General features: G+C 40.7%; 11 protein-coding genes. 5 read left to right on the top strand and 6 right to left on the bottom strand.

The features are described 5' to 3' along the window. Nucleotides 1-32: 32 nt before the first annotated feature. Nucleotides 33-1,154 (bottom strand): hypothetical protein, encoded by a 1,122-nt coding sequence (locus QDI94_RS01375; RefSeq protein ID WP_101029021.1) that lies wholly within the window; start codon nucleotides 1,152-1,154, stop codon nucleotides 33-35. Between the two features lie 210 nt (nucleotides 1,155-1,364). On the opposite strand from QDI94_RS01375, the gene QDI94_RS01370 reads away from it, so the two are divergent. Beyond that, a complete protein-coding gene (locus QDI94_RS01370; protein ID WP_169923262.1) occupies nucleotides 1,365-3,302 on the top strand; it encodes an ATP-binding protein in 1,938 nt (645 codons plus the stop codon). Next, nucleotides 3,303-4,019: a LytR/AlgR family response regulator transcription factor gene (locus QDI94_RS01365; RefSeq protein ID WP_278866543.1), complete on the top strand. Its 717-nt coding sequence runs from the start codon at nucleotides 3,303-3,305 to the stop codon at nucleotides 4,017-4,019. A 112-nt stretch (nucleotides 4,020-4,131) separates the two neighbouring features. Here the strand turns inward: QDI94_RS01365 and QDI94_RS01360 are convergent, their stop codons facing one another. The 4 genes from QDI94_RS01360 to typA form a co-directional block, all read right to left on the bottom strand. Then, a complete protein-coding gene (locus QDI94_RS01360; protein WP_278866541.1) occupies nucleotides 4,132-5,835 on the bottom strand; it encodes a S1C family serine protease in 1,704 nt (567 codons plus the stop codon). A 262-nt stretch (nucleotides 5,836-6,097) separates the two neighbouring features. Further along, the gene (locus QDI94_RS01355; RefSeq protein WP_278866538.1) at nucleotides 6,098-6,580 is read right to left on the bottom strand and encodes a hypothetical protein; all 483 of its coding nucleotides are present in this window, start codon (nucleotides 6,578-6,580) and stop codon (nucleotides 6,098-6,100) included. A 27-nt stretch (nucleotides 6,581-6,607) separates the two neighbouring features. Continuing rightward, entirely contained in the window at nucleotides 6,608-7,498 is an 891-nt protein-coding gene (locus QDI94_RS01350; protein ID WP_278866536.1) for a 3'-5' exonuclease, read from the bottom strand. An 8-nt stretch (nucleotides 7,499-7,506) separates the two neighbouring features. Beyond that, nucleotides 7,507-9,327 (bottom strand): translational GTPase TypA, encoded by a 1,821-nt coding sequence (gene typA / locus QDI94_RS01345; RefSeq protein ID WP_101029027.1) that lies wholly within the window; start codon nucleotides 9,325-9,327, stop codon nucleotides 7,507-7,509. A gap of 305 nt (nucleotides 9,328-9,632) precedes the next feature. Here typA and QDI94_RS01340 point away from each other — a divergent pair, with 305 nt between their 5' ends. The 3 genes from QDI94_RS01340 to QDI94_RS01330 are packed head-to-tail and all read left to right on the top strand — an operon-like array spanning nucleotide 9,633 to nucleotide 13,435. Next, complete coding sequence (locus QDI94_RS01340) at nucleotides 9,633-11,564, top strand: aconitate hydratase (RefSeq protein ID WP_101029028.1); 1,932 nt, start codon at nucleotides 9,633-9,635, stop codon at nucleotides 11,562-11,564. A gap of 1 nt (nucleotide 11,565) precedes the next feature. Further along, on the top strand, nucleotides 11,566-12,774 hold the full coding sequence (locus QDI94_RS01335; RefSeq protein ID WP_021883331.1) for an NADP-dependent isocitrate dehydrogenase: 1,209 nt from the start codon (nucleotides 11,566-11,568) through the stop codon (nucleotides 12,772-12,774). A gap of 28 nt (nucleotides 12,775-12,802) precedes the next feature. Then, the gene (locus QDI94_RS01330) at nucleotides 12,803-13,435 is read left to right on the top strand and encodes a redox-sensing transcriptional repressor Rex (RefSeq protein WP_101029029.1); all 633 of its coding nucleotides are present in this window, start codon (nucleotides 12,803-12,805) and stop codon (nucleotides 13,433-13,435) included. Between the two features lie 139 nt (nucleotides 13,436-13,574). On the opposite strand, the gene pulA is transcribed toward QDI94_RS01330, so the two are convergent. Next, nucleotides 13,575-16,754, bottom strand: a complete 3,180-nt coding sequence (gene pulA / locus QDI94_RS01325; protein WP_278866534.1) for a type I pullulanase — start codon at nucleotides 16,752-16,754, stop codon at nucleotides 13,575-13,577. Nucleotides 16,755-16,806 lie beyond the last annotated feature (52 nt).

Raw genomic sequence — 16,806 nt, 5'->3', positions numbered from 1 at the left:
CTCGGCTCCTTAATTGATATGACTAATTTTAATTAGAAGTCAAACCTTCTCTTTGCAAAGAACATTCCTGCAACTGCAAATGTAAGAGCTGAAAGAAGAGCAATTGAAACTACAGGCGAGTCACCTGTTTTAACAACTCCGTTATCATTGTTATTGTTTGTGCTGTCCTTTAACACAACATCAGATGTTGAAGATGATACATCAGTTGAAGTTGTCGGATTTGTGTTATCATTACTTTCCGGTGTAATTGTGCCAAGTTCGACAAATGTAAATTCATCACTGTCCTGAACATAAGTTAAAAGGACATCACTTTTAATTGTTGTAGTGAAACTTTTTTCAATTACAGTACCTTTACCTGTTGAAATAACGGCAGTATAAGTACCGACAGGGAGATTTTCGGAAGTATGCGTATATACACCGTCGTGAGATGAAGGCTGGAAATAGAACATATCTACAATGGTGTCATCTTTCATAAGATAACCCGAGGGTACTTCATAAGGAGCTTTTTCGGACTCATACACAATAACATCCACTTCATTTGTTACAGTATAGTAGTTGATTCTGACTGAACCGTCTTTAGAAAGGGTGAAATCTTTATCAACTAAAAAATCATTGCCGTTACGAACATTAACATTATAAGTACCTGCTTTAAGGTTATCAGCAACACCTGTTATGCAATCATAATGTTCTGATGATGTTGAAAGAAGAATACCTTGAACAAAATCTCCGCCATCGGTTGTGATTAAAGCCTCATATTTTTCATCGGGGGTAAGCGGTTCATCATAAACTACTGCTTCAATATCATTCGTCACATAATGGTAGTAAATTCTAACAGAGCCGTCCTTTGTAAGTTTAACTTCCGTTGTTGCAGGCTCGTTAAAATAGGGACTGCCTGTTGCTCCGAATTCATAAGTTCCTGCAGTAAGGTTGTTATAAACTGCGGTTACAGTATCATAATGCTCATTTGAATATACCATTTCGGTATTCTTCAAGTCACCTGTTGTTTTGTTAATGCAATAGCTTTTGAAAGGGTTTTCTTGATCGTCAACAACAGTATCAGGAGTTGAAACTGCACCTACGACTGTTACTGTTGCCACCAAAAGCATAGTTGCCACAGTAAGCAGACAAACGATTTTCTTTGTAATTCTTTTCATAATTATTCCTCCGTTATTTTTATTATTGCACATTTTGCAATTCAATGTGATTATAATAGCAAAATTTCACAATTACAAGCTATTTTCACGAACGGGAACTATTGCGACACGAACAGAAATAAAATGACACAATACGGCTTGCATTTTGCTGTTAAAACACTTAATATATGTATATACAGCAATAAAATTATGATTTACGGAGAAAAGAATATGAAAACAAAAAAATTAAAGTATCTTCCTGCCATTGCGGCATTAGCAATCACTCTGGCAATAATCGGATTTGTTGTCACGGCACTCCTTTTTTCACCCAACAAGCCAGACACTCTTGCCGACACACCAACAGAAAATATATGGAGTTACGAAATTCTAAAGGACGGAAAAGTAAGCTCCGTTTATCCTGTATTTGAAGATAAATTAACTGCAACCGTAAACGATACTGATTTTTCGGCTTTGTGTATGAAAATAACCCTCCCCGAAATAACCGATGACAAATTTTTGAATTTTTCTCCATCCGGAGTAGCAACCGAGGTGTTCATAGAAAACTATCTTGCCTATTCAAATATTGATTTGACCGGTGATGACATAAAAAGAAATAAAGACGGATTTCTTGAAATTCCCGATAATTATCTGTTCACGGGACCGTCATATTATACCACCGCAAGTATTCCAATATCGCCTGATTTTTCGGGGAATGAAATGAGAATATACACATATTACACGGACGAAAATCCTTATTATTTTACTAAATATCCGTCGCTTGCAGATATGTTTCAAAAATCCACAGATGCTGTTGTGGGATCTGTCGGTGCCGTTATTTTATCAACTCTAAGTTTTATTGCGGCAATCGCATTATGTCTAATCTTCTTTGTAAGAACAAAAAACGGACATAAAAATTACAAAATCCTACTCATGATATTGTTTTTAATACTGTTTGCTTTAAGATGTGTGTGTTACTCATCTTCACAGTTGCAAATGAGTTCAAAGGTTCTTTCATCATTCGACTTTTCGATACTATCACGAATATATGTTATACCGATTGTATTCTTCGTAGCGTTTATGTTCACTAACTGGAGAAAATTCATTCTTCTTGTATCATCTTTTATCCTGCTCGGGACATACTGCATCTGCTACGGATTTTTCAGTGAATCCATTGAGTTTATCAATTTTACTGAAGTTTCACTCTCGCTGTACTTTTTGATAACCGTTATAATGCTTGTTTTAGATTTTATTTTTGATGGGCAGAAGTATAAAAAATACAAAAGTTCAAAATATATTCTGCTGTTTATAATCTGCATTTTTTGCGGTTACACTTTGGCGGCATGTACAAGCGACTCTGACTTTCTAAGTTACGGAAATAATATTTTGGGCAGCATTTTTGAATTTGGCGAATTCGCACCCCTCAATACTATGTTCTGCACAGTTACGGCAATTATTTCTGTATTGATAATTATCAAAGAATTTATTGACGATTATACGGAGTATAAGAAAAGAATTTTTATAGTAAATGAGCGTGCAAGATATGCTTTGCAGAGCTATCAGATGTTAAAAAACGGCGAAAAAGAAACCAAAGCTGCTCGCCACGAAATGAATCATCATATGGTTGCAATTTCGGCTATGCTTGATAATAATGACACTCAGAGAGCCAAAGAGTACATAGAAAAAGTCACTGACAAGCTTAGCAAACTTCCGAAAATTAAATACTGCGACAATATTCTGATAAACTCAATTACAGGTATATATGCAGAAATAGCTAACGATAACTGCATTAAATTTGAATGTAGTGCAAATGTTCCGGAACAAATCAGCATTGCCGATGAAGATTTGTGTGTGTTTCTTGAAAACATGTTTGACAATGCAATTGAGGCTTGTTTAAAAACCGATACAGAACACAGATTTATAAAAACAGATATTAAAGCAAATAAAAATTTTCTGTTTATCTCCTGTTCAAACTGCTGTTTTGAAAATCTTGTATTTGACAAAAACCATTTTCCCATTTCAGGCAAAAGCGACAAAAACAATCACGGGTACGGAATTATTGCGATGAATTCAATTTCAGAAAAATATAACAGCATTTTGATAATTGATTGTACTGATAATGTCTTTACGGTAAAAACAAATATGAGCATAATAAGCTCGGAGGGTGAGTAAATGTACAGAATTGCAATTTGCGATGATGAAAAAATTTTTAACGAATCAGCTCAAGTCTTGCTTGAAAACATTGCACTGAAAAACGGAATTGATATTTCAGTTGAATCGTATTTGAATGCCGACATATTATTAAACGACCTTGAAAACGGAAATAAATATTTTGACCTTGTTTTGTTTGATATAATCATCGGAAACAAAAACGGAATTAACATTGCATGCAAAATCAAGCAGAATTTCACGGACATTAAATTTATATTTATGACCTCATATTCCGAATATGCAATTGACGGTTATGAAGCGGAACCCTCGGGATTCCTTATTAAGCCTCTGAATGAAGCCAAGTTGAAAAGAGCTTTTTTGAGGGCATTTCAAAATTACAAATCGCAAAGCCTTATAATTAAGGAAAACGGAAAAAGCCATTCTATCAATTTAAAAAGTATTTTGTATGTTGAAATTTACGGTAAAACTCTCACCTTCCATTTGAAAGATAACAAAATTTTAGAGCTTACAAAAACGCTTTCAGAGATTATAAAGCTCCTGCCAAAGGATGATTTTATTCAATGTCACAGAAGCTTTTTGGTTGCACTTAATGAAATTGAATCAATCGCAAGATATCAAATTCTTTTAAGCGGAGGAATGAAAATTCCTGTAAGCAAATTAAGATATACTGATGTGCAAAAAGCTTTAATTGAAAGCGCTGCGGAAAAAAATATATAAAAATGAACAAAGCTCCGTGCGGTTACGGAGCTTTGTTCGTTAAGAGAGAGTTTTTGTCTACAGCTTTGGCTGTATGAATATTTATATAAAAAGCTAAAAAGCTTGTTGGCTGTTATTGACCGAACATATAGTTCCAGATTGAGTCGCTGTCACTATTATCGGAACTTTTGCCCTGTGATTGTGACGACTTATTCTGTGTGTTTGAATTGCCTGTTGAAGAACTGCCGCTCGGTGAATATTCTGCAAGAGTGAGCTTGAGATTTGCGGTCTTACCGCTTCTTGTAACGGTAAAAGTAACTGTATCTCCAACCTTTGAATCCTTGAGGGCTGTTTCAATGTCTGATTTTGAAGAAACACTTGTACCGTTTACTGCGGTAATCATATCACCTCTCATAAATCCTGCTTTTTCTGCATTAGAACCGCTTGTTACCGAAAGAACATAACAGCCTTTGTTGCTGAGTCCGTAGTAGAATGCGGAATCGTCGGATGTGATATCTGTAAGCTCCATACCGAGGTCAACCTTGCCCTTTACATAACCGTATGTTTTGAGATCGTCAATTATATCAAGAACATTGTTAATCGGAATAGCAAATGCAATACCTTCAACCTCTGTTGCACTGTCCTTTGCGTTTACAATACCGATAAGCTCACCGTTTGAGTTAAAGAGTCCGCCGCCTGAGTTACCGGGGCTGATCTGAGCGTTGTGCTGAAGAAGCGTCATACTCTTACCCTCAACCGTTACCTGACGGGCAAGTGCGCTGATAATACCGTCTGTTACTGTACCACCGAGCTGTCCGAGCGGATTACCGATTGCAACAACATAGTCGCCTACTGCAAGATCTGAGCTGTTGCCCATTGTTGCGGCTGAAAGACCTGTTGCATCTATTTTAAGAAGTGCGATATCGTTGTCCTCATCACTGCCGATTAACTTAGCCTTGTATGAAGTTGCACCGTCACGCAGTGTTACCGTGATATTCTCCGCACCTTCGATTACATGGTGGTTTGTAATGATGTAACCGTCCTCAGAAATGATAACACCTGAACCTGCACCCTGCTGAACATACTGCTGAGCAAATCCGCCTGTTACAACGCTTTCGGTAGCAATTTCAACTACGCTGTCGGCTGTTTTCTTAACAATTTTGGAAGTTGTTCCGTCGAGAGCGGCATTGCTTGTGGTTGATGTGCTGTTTGCGGATGCCTGCTTGATGTTTACACTTGAAGATGAGTTGTTGTTAAGTGATGATGCAAGCATACTGCCACCGAATCCTGCACCGCCGCCGAGAATGATTGCAGCTACAAGCATTGCGGCTACAAAACCCTTTGATGCGGGTTTCTTCGGCTTTTTAGGCTTTTTAACTTTTACTTTCTTAGCCTTTGGTGCGGAATACTGTTGATTTGCATACGGTGAACCCGGCTGTGAGCCGTATGGATTCTGTGACGGATTGCCGTATGAATAGTTGTTAGTCTGCTGTGAAGAATATGGGTTTGAAGAATACTGTGAACCGTATGAATCCGATGCGTAGTTCTGTGAAGATGTACCCGATGCTGTGTTTGAAGAATAAGCATTTTCATAACGGTTAGGGTTGTGTGACGCATTCTCGTTGTTACCGTTTATATACGAATGGCGGTACTCACCCGAATTTACACTTGATGTTGAATTTGTGTTCCATTCATAAGAGCTTTCTGTATTTTCTGCAGTTGATGCAGACTGTGAATCTGATGATGAATGAATATCATGATAGCTGTTGTCAGCAGTATTATTATCTGACGAATAACCGTCATAACCGTTTTTATTGTTTTCAAAGTTATCGTTCATAACTGTACCTCCGATTAAAAGTTATATTTTCAAAAGACTTCATCGAATGTCGGTGTTGTTTTTTGATGTTGTAAATATAATAAAGCCCCAAAGTGAAAAGTATATGAAATACGGCTGAATTAATGTTGAAAGCAAGAAAATAGTATGTGAAAATTCGGTGTGCGTTGTGAGGAGTACGGCACAACCATCTGTATTCATGAAAAAAGGGCAGAACAAAACGCTCTGCCCTATATAATGTTTAAGATAATAACAATTTTAAATATCAGTTATCCTTAATCTGATATTTACTAAATAATCCGTCAACAATACTCTTCATATTATTGAAGAACCTATTAGTAAGTTGTATGAACACACAAAAGAATATAATCACAAAGCCTACACCTTTAAAACGAGGATTAAGCGTTCCTGTCAAAATAAGATTACAACCGATAAAGAAGAGAAACGAAAAGATTATGAAAGCAATAACAATCATCGGACTTGGAATCATTCTGACAGTTAAATCAGAATATCCACAATTTTCCTCTATCTTACCTGAAAAAATCGGACTCAGGCTATAAATTCCACCGTAATTTTTAGCCGGTACAAATTTCATTTTAAAGCCCTTATCCGTAAATTTTACATCATAGGAGTAATCCTCTCTCTTAATGTCAGCACCATACTTAGAATTACTTTTAATTATATCATTTATGTGTTCTTCTGATAAAGAAAGTTTATAATGAAGTTTATCAAAGAATTTTATAATCATAGAAAAAACTCCATATACAAAAGGCACTCAGTTTGCCAAAACGGTGTTGACCTGTTCTTTTGTTTCGGGCTTCTTTTCAACCTTTTCGTTGAGCTTTTTCTTTACAGAAACTTCGTCAAACTTCTTTTTGAAGGATACTCTGCCGTTGAACTTCTTTCTGCAATATTTGCATGAAAATTCGGCGGTAAAGCTTTTGTTGTGAAGTCGCCACTTTGAAAGCTGAACAAGCGGTTTTCCGCAATCTTCACAATTGAAAAACATAACGCTCTTGTCAACATCGGGACTGTTGATATCTGTGACAAAATGATTTTTGAACAGCAGTCTGTCATAAAACTCGTCACAGACAGCATCTTTAATGTACGGCTTTAACGGATACTTACAGTAAAAAGTCTTCATACATTCCAATGTTAGGTACACATCGGCAAGCGCCCTGTGCTGATCATCTTCCGAAAAATCAACACCTGCCATTTCGGCACAGGCACCGAGTCCCAGCTGACAGGATGAATCGTGCAAATCAAGACAATCTTCACAATAGCTTTGCAGATTGCAATAGCGTGAGAGAAACGGAAGTCTGGTTCTGCCCGTGTAGTAGCTGTAGTTTTCGATAAGAGCATGAAGGTCGGAGTCGCTCCATGTCATAAGCACACCGTCACCCAGAAAATCCGAGAACAGGCTGATTGCTCTGATAAAGCTGACGCCCTCGTCCTTCAACTCTTCATTTGTTATTTTAGTAAGCTGTTTTACCTTACTGCATAGCTTTTTGCCGATTTTAGGAGCAACAAGCATTGTAAAGGTGTCGCATACATTCAGTTCATCATCAAGCTTAACCGCACCGATTTCAATTATTTCATTGACAAATTTGTGCAGAATCTTGCTGTATGAACCGTTCCATTCAAGGTCAAGAATTACATAACTCATTATTTTAATTATTTCTTACGGAATGCCTGTTTCATACGCTGTTCTTTTGAAAGAATACGCTTACGCATACGGATATTTTCGGGAGTAACCTCAACAAGCTCATCATCGGCAATGAATTCAAGGCACTGTTCAAGTGACATAATTGTCGGAGGTGTAAGCTTGAGGGCATCATCAGAACCCGATGCACGGGTGTTTGTGATGTGCTTTTTCTTGCAGACATTAACTGTGATATCCTCAGACTTAGGACTTGCACCTACAATCATACCCTCGTAAACAGGAACACCGGGTCCGATAAAGAGTCTGCCTCTTTCCTGAGCGGCATAAAGACCGTAGGTTACAGTTTCGCCTGTTTCAAAGGCGATAAGTGAACCCTGATGGCGGGTTACAATTTCACCCTTGTATGGCTCATAACCGTCAAATACATGGTTCATAATACCGTTACCGTTTGTATCTGTAAGGAATTCGGGACGATAACCCATAAGACCTCTTGACGGGATTCTGAATTCGATGTGAGTAACACCGCCTTCACGAGTACCCATATTGATAAGCTCACCTTTTCTTGAACCGAGCTTTTCCATTACAGGACCGACATATGTGTCGGGAACTTCAATGATAAGAAACTCCATAGGCTCATGAAGCTTGCCGTCAATCATCTTTGTGATAACCTGCGGACGAGAAACCTGAAATTCATAATTCTGACGGCGCATTGTTTCGATAAGGATTGAAAGGTGGAGTTCACCTCTACCCGATACCTTGAATGTATCGGCGCTGTCTGTTTCTTCAACACGAAGAGCAACATTTGTTTCAATTTCCTTGAAAAGTCTGTCACGAAGGTTACGGGAGGTTACATACTTACCCTCTCTGCCTGCAAACGGTGAGTTGTTTACGATAAAGTTCATTGAAACCGTAGGCTCGTCAATCTTTACGAACGGAAGCGGCTCAACGCAATCGTTTGAACAGATTGTTTCACCGATATTGATATCCTGAACACCGCTTACGCAAACGATGTCGCCGACTGTTGCAGTGTCACATTCAACTCTTTTAAGTCCTTCAAACTGATACAGCTTTGCAATTCTTACATTCTGAGTTGTACCGTCTGTGTGACAGAGAACGGCAGCCTGTCCGTTCTTTGCAGTACCTCTTTCAACACGGCCTACACCGATTCTGCCGACAAACTTATCAGAGTCAATGTTTGAAATAAGGAGCTGGAGTTCTCCGTTCATATCACCCTGAGGAGCAGGGATTTCTTTTACAATTGCGTCAAAAAGAGGTTTCATATCCGTACCGGGTTCATGATAATCCTCTGATGCATAGCCGTCACGGGCAGACGCATAAATTACAGGGAATTCAAGCTGATCTTCGTCGGCACCGAGTTCGATGAAGAGGTCGAGAACCTCGTCAACAACCTCCTCGGGTCTTGCACCGGGACGGTCGATTTTGTTAAGAACAACAAGCGGCTTTTTGCCGAGGCCGAGTGCCTTTTTAAGAACAAATCTTGTCTGCGGCATACAACCCTCAAATGCGTCAACAAGCAATACAACACCGTCAACCATCTGGAGAATACGCTCAACCTCACCGCCGAAATCGGCATGACCGGGGGTGTCAACAATGTTAATTTTGATGCCGTTGTACATTACGGCTGTCGGCTTTGAAAGGATTGTGATACCTCTTTCACGCTCAAGGTCATTAGAGTCCATTACTCTTTCTTCTACATTTTCATTTGCTCTGAAAACACCGCTCTGCTTCAAAAGCTGGTCAACCAAAGTAGTTTTGCCGTGGTCAACATGGGCGATAATTGCAATATTTCTTAAATTCTCTCTTACATCCATAAAAATACCTCGTTTTGCTAAAATCACTTAAATCTTATTGCATACATCAAGCATTATAACACTATAAAAGCTAAAATTCAATTTATATTTTTCATCACCTTTTATGCTAATATCCGACACTTTTTGAACATTTTTCCGATAGAAAACCGCAAAAAATATTTTTTAGTGAAAAAATAACGATTTTCACTCATTTTGCGTGAATTTTTCTTTACAATATCTCAAGATTGTTATATAATTAACATAGTGTTTTGCATTTTTTTGCAGGACTGAATTATGATAGGCATTAATTTTTAGGAGGTAATATTATGGGCTACACGATTGCGCAGAAAATCATCAAGAATCATCTTGTCTGCGGAGAAATGACCGTTGGCAGTGATATCGGTCTTAAAATCGACCAGACTCTTACTCAGGATGCAACAGGCACTATGGCTTATATCGAATATGAGGCTATGGGCATTCCGAGAGTAAAAACAGAAAAAAGCGTTGCTTACATTGATCACAACACACTTCAGACAGGTTTTGAGAACGCCGATGACCACAGATTTATTCAGTCTGTTTGTAAAAAGCACGGTATCTATTTTTCAAGACCCGGCAACGGCATTTGTCACCAGGTTCACCTTGAAAGATTCGGTAAACCGGGAAAGACTTTAATCGGTTCTGACAGCCACACTCCGACAGGCGGCGGTATCGGTATGCTCGCAATCGGCGCAGGCGGTCTTGATGTTGCTGTTGCCATGGGCGGCGGCGCATACTATATTACTATGCCGAAAATGGTAAGAGTTAATCTTACGGGCAAACTCAGTCCGTGGGTTTCTGCAAAAGATATTATTCTCGCAGTTCTTCGTGTTATGAGCGTTAAGGGCGGCGTTGGCAAGATTGTTGAGTACGGCGGAGAAGGTGTTGCCACACTTACTGTTCCCGAAAGAGCAACAATCACAAATATGGGTGCAGAGCTTGGTGCTACAACTTCTGTATTTCCGTCTGATGAAACAACAAGAAAGTTCCTCAAGGCTCAGGGTCGTGAGGAAGATTATACAGAGCTTAAGGCTGATGATGACGCTGTTTATGACGAAGTTATCGAAATCAACCTTTCAGAGCTTGAACCGCTTGCAGCCTGTCCGCATTCACCCGACAATGTTAAGCCAATCAAAGAGCTTGAGGGCAAGAAGATTGATCAGGTTTGTATCGGTTCATGTACAAACTCAAGCTACCTTGACCTTATGAGAGTTGCTCACATTCTCAAGGGCAAAAAGGTTGCAGACAATGTATCGCTCGCAATTGCTCCGGGTTCAAAGCAGGTATTCAATATGCTCGCTCTCAACGGCGCACTCGGCGACATGATTGCAGCAGGTGCAAGAATCCTTGAAAGTGCCTGCGGTCCGTGTATCGGTATGGGACAGTCACCTAACAGCGGCGGTATTTCTCTTAGAACATTCAACCGTAACTTTGAGGGCAGAAGCGGAACGGCAGACGGTCAGATTTATCTTGTATCTCCGGAAACTGCGGCTGTTTCTGCAATCAACGGCGTATTTACAGACCCGAGATGTCTTGGTGCGGCTGCTGAGATTGAAATGCCCGAAAAATTTCTCATCAATGACAATATGGTTATTGATCCCGCTCCTGTTGAAGAAATGGACAGCGTAGAAATCCTCCGTGGCCCTAACATCAAGAGCTACCCCGAAACTCATCCGCTCACAGATTCTATCGAGGCGTCATGTTCACTCAAGGTCGGCGACAACATTACAACCGACCATATTATGCCAGCAGGCGCAAAGATTCTTCCGCTCCGTTCAAATATTCCGAAAATTTCAGAGCATTGCTTTACAGTATGCGACAAGGAATTCCCAACCCGTGCAAAGACACTCGGCAAGAGCATTATTGTCGGCGGTGAAAACTACGGTCAGGGTTCATCCCGTGAGCATGCGGCTCTCGCTCCCCTTTTCCTCGGTGTTAAGGCTGTACTCGTAAAGAGCTTTGCAAGAATTCACAAGAGCAACCTTATCAATGCAGGTATTCTTCCGCTTACATTTGTAAACGCAGAAGATTATGATAAAATCAAGCTTGGCGATATGCTTGAACTCCCGAATGTTAAGGACGAAATTGCAAACGGCAAGCAGGTTACTGTTGTAAACAAGACAACAGGCGACACAATTGTTGCTGACTGTGAGCTTTCAGACAGAACAAGAAACATTATCATTGCAGGCGGTCTGCTTGACTACACAAAGGAGAACAGCTGATATGGAAAAAATTAAAATGGTCACTCCTCTCGTAGAGATGGACGGCGACGAGATGACAAGAGTCATCTGGAAACAGATTAAAGACATTCTCATCACACCTTATGTTGACCTCAAAACAGAGTACTATGACCTCGGTCTTGAGCACAGAAACGAAACAGACGATCAGGTTACAGTTGACAGCGCCAACGCAACAAAGAAATACGGTGTTGCCGTTAAGTGTGCCACAATCACACCTAATGCCGCAAGAATGACAGAGTACAACCTCAAGAGTATGTGGAAGTCACCTAACGGTACAATCCGTGCTATCCTTGACGGTACGGTATTCAGAAGCCCGATTCTTGTCAAGGGCATTGTTCCCTACATTCCTACATGGAAAAAGCCAATCTGCATTGCCCGTCACGCATACGGCGATGTTTATAAGAACACAGAGATGAAGGTTGAGGCAGGAAGCAAGGCAGAGCTTTGCGTCACAAAGCCTGACGGCACCGAGGAGAGAAGCACAATCTTTGACTTCAAGACTGACGGTATTATTCAGGGTATGCACAACATTGACAAGAGTATCTCATCATTTGCCCGTTCATGCTTTAACTATGCACTTGATCAGAAGCTTGATGTTTGGTTTGCTACAAAGGATACAATCAGCAAGATTTATGACCACAGATTCAAGGACATCTTCAACGAAATCTTTGAGAATGAGTACAAAGAGAAGTTTGAGAACGCAGGTATTACATATTTCTACACACTTATTGATGACGCTGTTGCAAGAGTTATCAGAAGTGAGGGCGGCTATATGTGGGCTTGCAAGAACTATGACGGCGATGTTATGAGCGATATGATTGCAACTGCATTCGGTTCGCTTGCAATGATGACAAGCGTGCTTGTTTCTCCTGACGGCATCTATGAATACGAGGCTGCTCACGGCACAGTTCAGCGCCACTACTACAAGTATCTCAAGGGTGAAGAAACTTCTACAAACTCTGTTGCAACTTTGTTTGCATGGACAGGCGCACTTCGCAAGAGAGGCGAACTTGACGGTCTTGACGACCTTATGAAGTTTGCAGACAAGCTTGAGGCCGCAACAATCAAGACAATTGAGGACGGCGTTATGACAGGCGATCTCTACGCTATCTCGACACTTGAGAACAAAAAGAAAGTAAACACAGAAGAATTTCTCAAGGCTATTGACGAGCGTCTTGCAGCATCTCTCTGATTTTAAAGTTAAAGGAGCATAGTGAGTAATGTCTAAAAATGACAGTATTTCAATGTCGGTTATCAGGCGTTTGCCAAGATATTACCGCTTTTTATCAGAACTGAACGACCAGAACATTGACAAAATTTCTTCAACTAAGCTTGCACAAATTATGAATGTGACAGCCTCACAGGTGAGGCAGGATCTTAACTGCTTCGGCGGATTCGGTCAGCAGGGTTACGGTTACAGCGTAAGTCAGCTGAAAGAGGAAATCAAGAACATTCTCGGTCTTAACAACGATTACAAGGCAATCCTTATTGGTGCGGGTAATCTTGGCAAAGCCGTTGCAATGCATATGAATTTTGAAAAACTCGGTTTTGAGCTTATCGCCTGTTTCGACAACAACGAACAGAAAGTCGGTTCAAAGCTCAACGGAATTACAGTTAAAAATGAAAGTGAGCTTGACGATTTTTGTAATAAAAATCATATTGACACAGCGTTTTTGTGCATTCCCCGTGTTTGTGTTGAAAATGTTCTCGATAAGCTTTATTCACACGGAATCAAGAATTACTGGAATTTCAGCCACTATGATATAAATGCTCGTTATAATGATACTATGGTAGAGAATGTTCATCTCAGCGACAGCCTTATGACTCTCTGCTACAGAATGAACAACAACTGATAAACCAATGACTCCCCGACAGTTTTATAAGCTGTCGGGGAGTTTTTCGTTACAGAGCAATAATAACCTTTTTTAGCGATTAAAAGGGCTGACCGTTTAAGGTCAGCCCTCTTTTGCAATTTGTGTTTGTGATTTCAGATTAACCGAGTGTAACCTGCTCAGCGATTGGAGCGTTGGGGTTAGTGTCAGGGTTATCTGTGTAGAATGTAAGGTATGTACCGCCCGTAACAGCAGAGTCATCAATTACAATCCACATTTCGTTGTCTACAAAGCCCTTGTAGTCAATTGTTTGGTTAGTAGCGTTATCGGATACAATTACATTATATGTACCTGCTCCCTTATATGTGAAGCTGTAATCAAACCAACCGTTTTCACCTTTAGTCATAGGATCACCCGGCCACTCTGACATAAAGTTGCCTGAGTCTTTGCCCTTGAGGTCTGAACCCCATATCCAGAGATATGGCGTCCATGTAAGTGAACCGTTGTGCTTTACATGAAGTGTGATGTCAAGGCTTGAAGCGATGTAGTAGTAGTTTACCTCAGCATCGCCGTAAGGAATTAAGCCCGACTGATTTTCCGGCATTCTGTCAGGATCAACAGCGTAGCCGACAACCTTGAATGCCTTTGAATCATATGTGCTGCCTACTTTGCCTGAGAATACGATTGAATCGGTAAGCTTCTGCTGTTTTCCGTCAGCGTCCGTGTAATAGTAATTTGCTGTTACCTTACCCGAAGAAACAGGTATGCCGACGATAAACTTCATAAGCATTGTTGTATCTTCAACGCTTACTCTGTTGTCATAGTTGAGGTCAAGTGCCGACTGATCAACTGTAGGAGTTTCAATCTTAAGGATATACTTCTGAAGAAGTGTAGCATCCATTACATTAACTTTGCCGTCACCGTTAAAGTCAGCGTTTATGATAGACTCGGGAACATAGTCTGCGTAGTAGTATGTAACCTCCTGCATATCAGAAGTATAATTGCCCTCTGCATTTCCTTCAATACGGCTTACGGTGTATGTATCGGGAACAACTGCGCTTGGAACTGTTACATAACCTGAACCTACAGTGCCCTGAAGAATTACAGAATCTTCAAGCTTTTCGCCTGTTGCTTCGTAAACATAGTTGACCTTAACCTTACCGTTTGAAGATTTGATGCCTGCCGACTCATAGCCTGCCTTGTCAACAGCTACGATTGCCGAACGAGCAGGTACTGTGAATGTTGAGCCTGTCACCTCGCCGAGCGAGTCAAGACCTGCTGTTTCACCGTTAGCGATAACAACCCAACCTGTTACGGATGTATCCGAAAGTGTTACATCTGCAGCTGTGGTTGCACTGTTATAAATAACAGCCATCTTGTTCCATTCACCCTCAACATCGTTCTGAATTGTGAATGAAATCTGATTTGTTGAAGCAGAAACCTTTTTTGTGAATGTGTATTTGTCAGCATATGAATTATCCATAGCTGTGAGAGGCGAGAATGCTGACTTAATCTGCATCATACCCTTGTAGTAAGAAACTACATCGGCATAGTCAACAACATTCTGCCATTTAATCATATTAAGGTCGGCTGCCGACTTGTAGCTGTTTGTGTCACCGTCTTTTGAACGAGCCATTTCTTCACCGGCAAGTGTGAATGAAATACCCTGTGATGTGTAGATAATTGCACTTGCAAGCCTGTTCATCTTAACAGCCTCGGAATTTCTCTCTCCGTAGTCTGCCAGACCTGTTGACGCAATAATCTGATCATAAAGTGTTGCGTTATCGTGACACGCATCATAGGTTACGCACTGTGAAGGAGCCTGAGCCTTCCACTTGTATGTACCTGAGCTGTTGGCACGAACACCGTAGCTTACACCCTTTGCGGATGACTTTGAGCCCTGTATAAAACCAACATCGTTGATTTCCATTGCACTTCCCTTTATACCGTCACGGATGCCGTCATTGAAAATAGCGATTCTGTCGCTGAGTCTTGACGCATTAGCCTGTGTTGCAGGATAGAATTTTGTGCCTGAGCAAGTGTTAGTCGGGTGGTAGGAGTCACCGCCTGCCCAGCCTTCACCCCACATTGTGATTCGTGGGTCAATTTGGTCAAGCGCTTCTCTTGCCATATTCATTGTTTCAACATCCATAAGACCCATAAGGTCAAAACGGAAGCCGTCAACATGATATTCGTTTACCCAATACTTGAGTGAATCAATAACATACTTTCTGTACATTGCACGCTCTGTTGCACCTTCGTTGCCGCAACCCGAACCGTCTGAGAATTTACCTGTTGTTTTCATTCTGTAGTAATAGTTAGGAACTGTGTACTGGAAGCATGAATCAGTTGAATAAGTATGGTTGTAAACAACATCCATTACAACAGAAATGCCGGCGTCATGGAGAGCCTTAATCATTTCCTTGCATTCTTTGATTCTTACTTTACCGTCATACGGATTTGAAGAATACGAGCCCTCCGGAACATTGTAGTTTGTCGGATCATAACCCCAGTTAAACTGAGAATCATCGCCTGCCTCATTTACTGACTGGAAGTCATAGAACGGGTTAAGCTGTACTGTTGTTACACCGAGTTCCTTGAGGTAATCAATACAGGTTGAAACCTTGCCCTCGCCGTTAAGAGTTGTACCTGATTCTGTGAAAGCAAGGTACTTGCCTCTGTTAGCATCGCTTACGCCCGAGGCCTTGTCATAAGAAAAGTCCTTGATATGGAGTTCCCATACTGATGACTTTGTTGATTTGTCAAGAAGAACATGGTTATCGTTTGACCAGCCCTCAGGATCTGTATCGTCAAGATCAACAATCATTGAGCGCTTGCCGTTTACGCCTGTTGCCGTTGAGTATACATCCTGTGTTTCATAAGTCTTTGTTGCATCTGAACCGATGTGTGTTGTGTCTGTTGTTGTGACTGAGTATGTGTAATAATAATCCTTCCATTCGCCGACGAGTGTAATCGTCCAAACACCGTTCCACTCACCTTCAACGAGCATTTTTTCAAGTGTGTAGCTAGCAACTTTAGATGCACCCTGCTCGTCATCCGAACCTTTTGTAAAGATATTGAGCTTAACACCGGTTGCTGTCGGTGACCAAACCTTGAATGTTGTAGCACCTTTTGTGTAAGTAACACCAAGATCATTGCCGGAATAAGCATACTGAGCGTCAATATCTTCAGCAGCCTTTGTGTAAGAATTGTCTCTTGCGTAGTCGCTTGAAACTGCCGAACTGTCATCGGCTGTTGCGGCAAAGCTTGACACAACCGCTGTTGAGGCAAGCATGCACGCTGCAAGAACTGCAGAAACAATTTTCTTCGTAGTTCTCATAGATAATATTCCTCCTTATTAATTCTTATAATCTATTCCGTCAGCAAACGGA

The sequence above is a fragment of the Ruminococcus bromii genome, from assembly GCF_928721825.1.
GTDB classification, from domain to species: domain Bacteria; phylum Bacillota; class Clostridia; order Oscillospirales; family Acutalibacteraceae; genus Ruminococcoides; species Ruminococcoides bromii.
Note: the sequence above shows the minus strand (reverse complement) of the source record. Positions and strands in the feature narration are given on the sequence as shown.

Coding starts and splice junctions, on each gene's coding strand:
- QDI94_RS01375 (WP_101029021.1), bottom strand. CDS start 1,154: ATGAAAAGAATTACAAAGAAAATCGTTTGTCTGCTTACTGTGGCAACT.
- QDI94_RS01370 (WP_169923262.1), top strand. CDS start 1,365: ATGAAAACAAAAAAATTAAAGTATCTTCCTGCCATTGCGGCATTAGCA.
- QDI94_RS01365 (WP_278866543.1), top strand. CDS start 3,303: ATGTACAGAATTGCAATTTGCGATGATGAAAAAATTTTTAACGAATCA.
- QDI94_RS01360 (WP_278866541.1), bottom strand. CDS start 5,835: ATGAACGATAACTTTGAAAACAATAAAAACGGTTATGACGGTTATTCG.
- QDI94_RS01355 (WP_278866538.1), bottom strand. CDS start 6,580: ATGATTATAAAATTCTTTGATAAACTTCATTATAAACTTTCTTTATCA.
- QDI94_RS01350 (WP_278866536.1), bottom strand. CDS start 7,498: ATGAGTTATGTAATTCTTGACCTTGAATGGAACGGTTCATACAGCAAG.
- typA (WP_101029027.1), bottom strand. CDS start 9,327: ATGGATGTAAGAGAGAATTTAAGAAATATTGCAATTATCGCCCATGTT.
- QDI94_RS01340 (WP_101029028.1), top strand. CDS start 9,633: ATGGGCTACACGATTGCGCAGAAAATCATCAAGAATCATCTTGTCTGC.
- QDI94_RS01335 (WP_021883331.1), top strand. CDS start 11,566: ATGGAAAAAATTAAAATGGTCACTCCTCTCGTAGAGATGGACGGCGAC.
- QDI94_RS01330 (WP_101029029.1), top strand. CDS start 12,803: ATGTCTAAAAATGACAGTATTTCAATGTCGGTTATCAGGCGTTTGCCA.
- pulA (WP_278866534.1), bottom strand. CDS start 16,754: ATGAGAACTACGAAGAAAATTGTTTCTGCAGTTCTTGCAGCGTGCATG.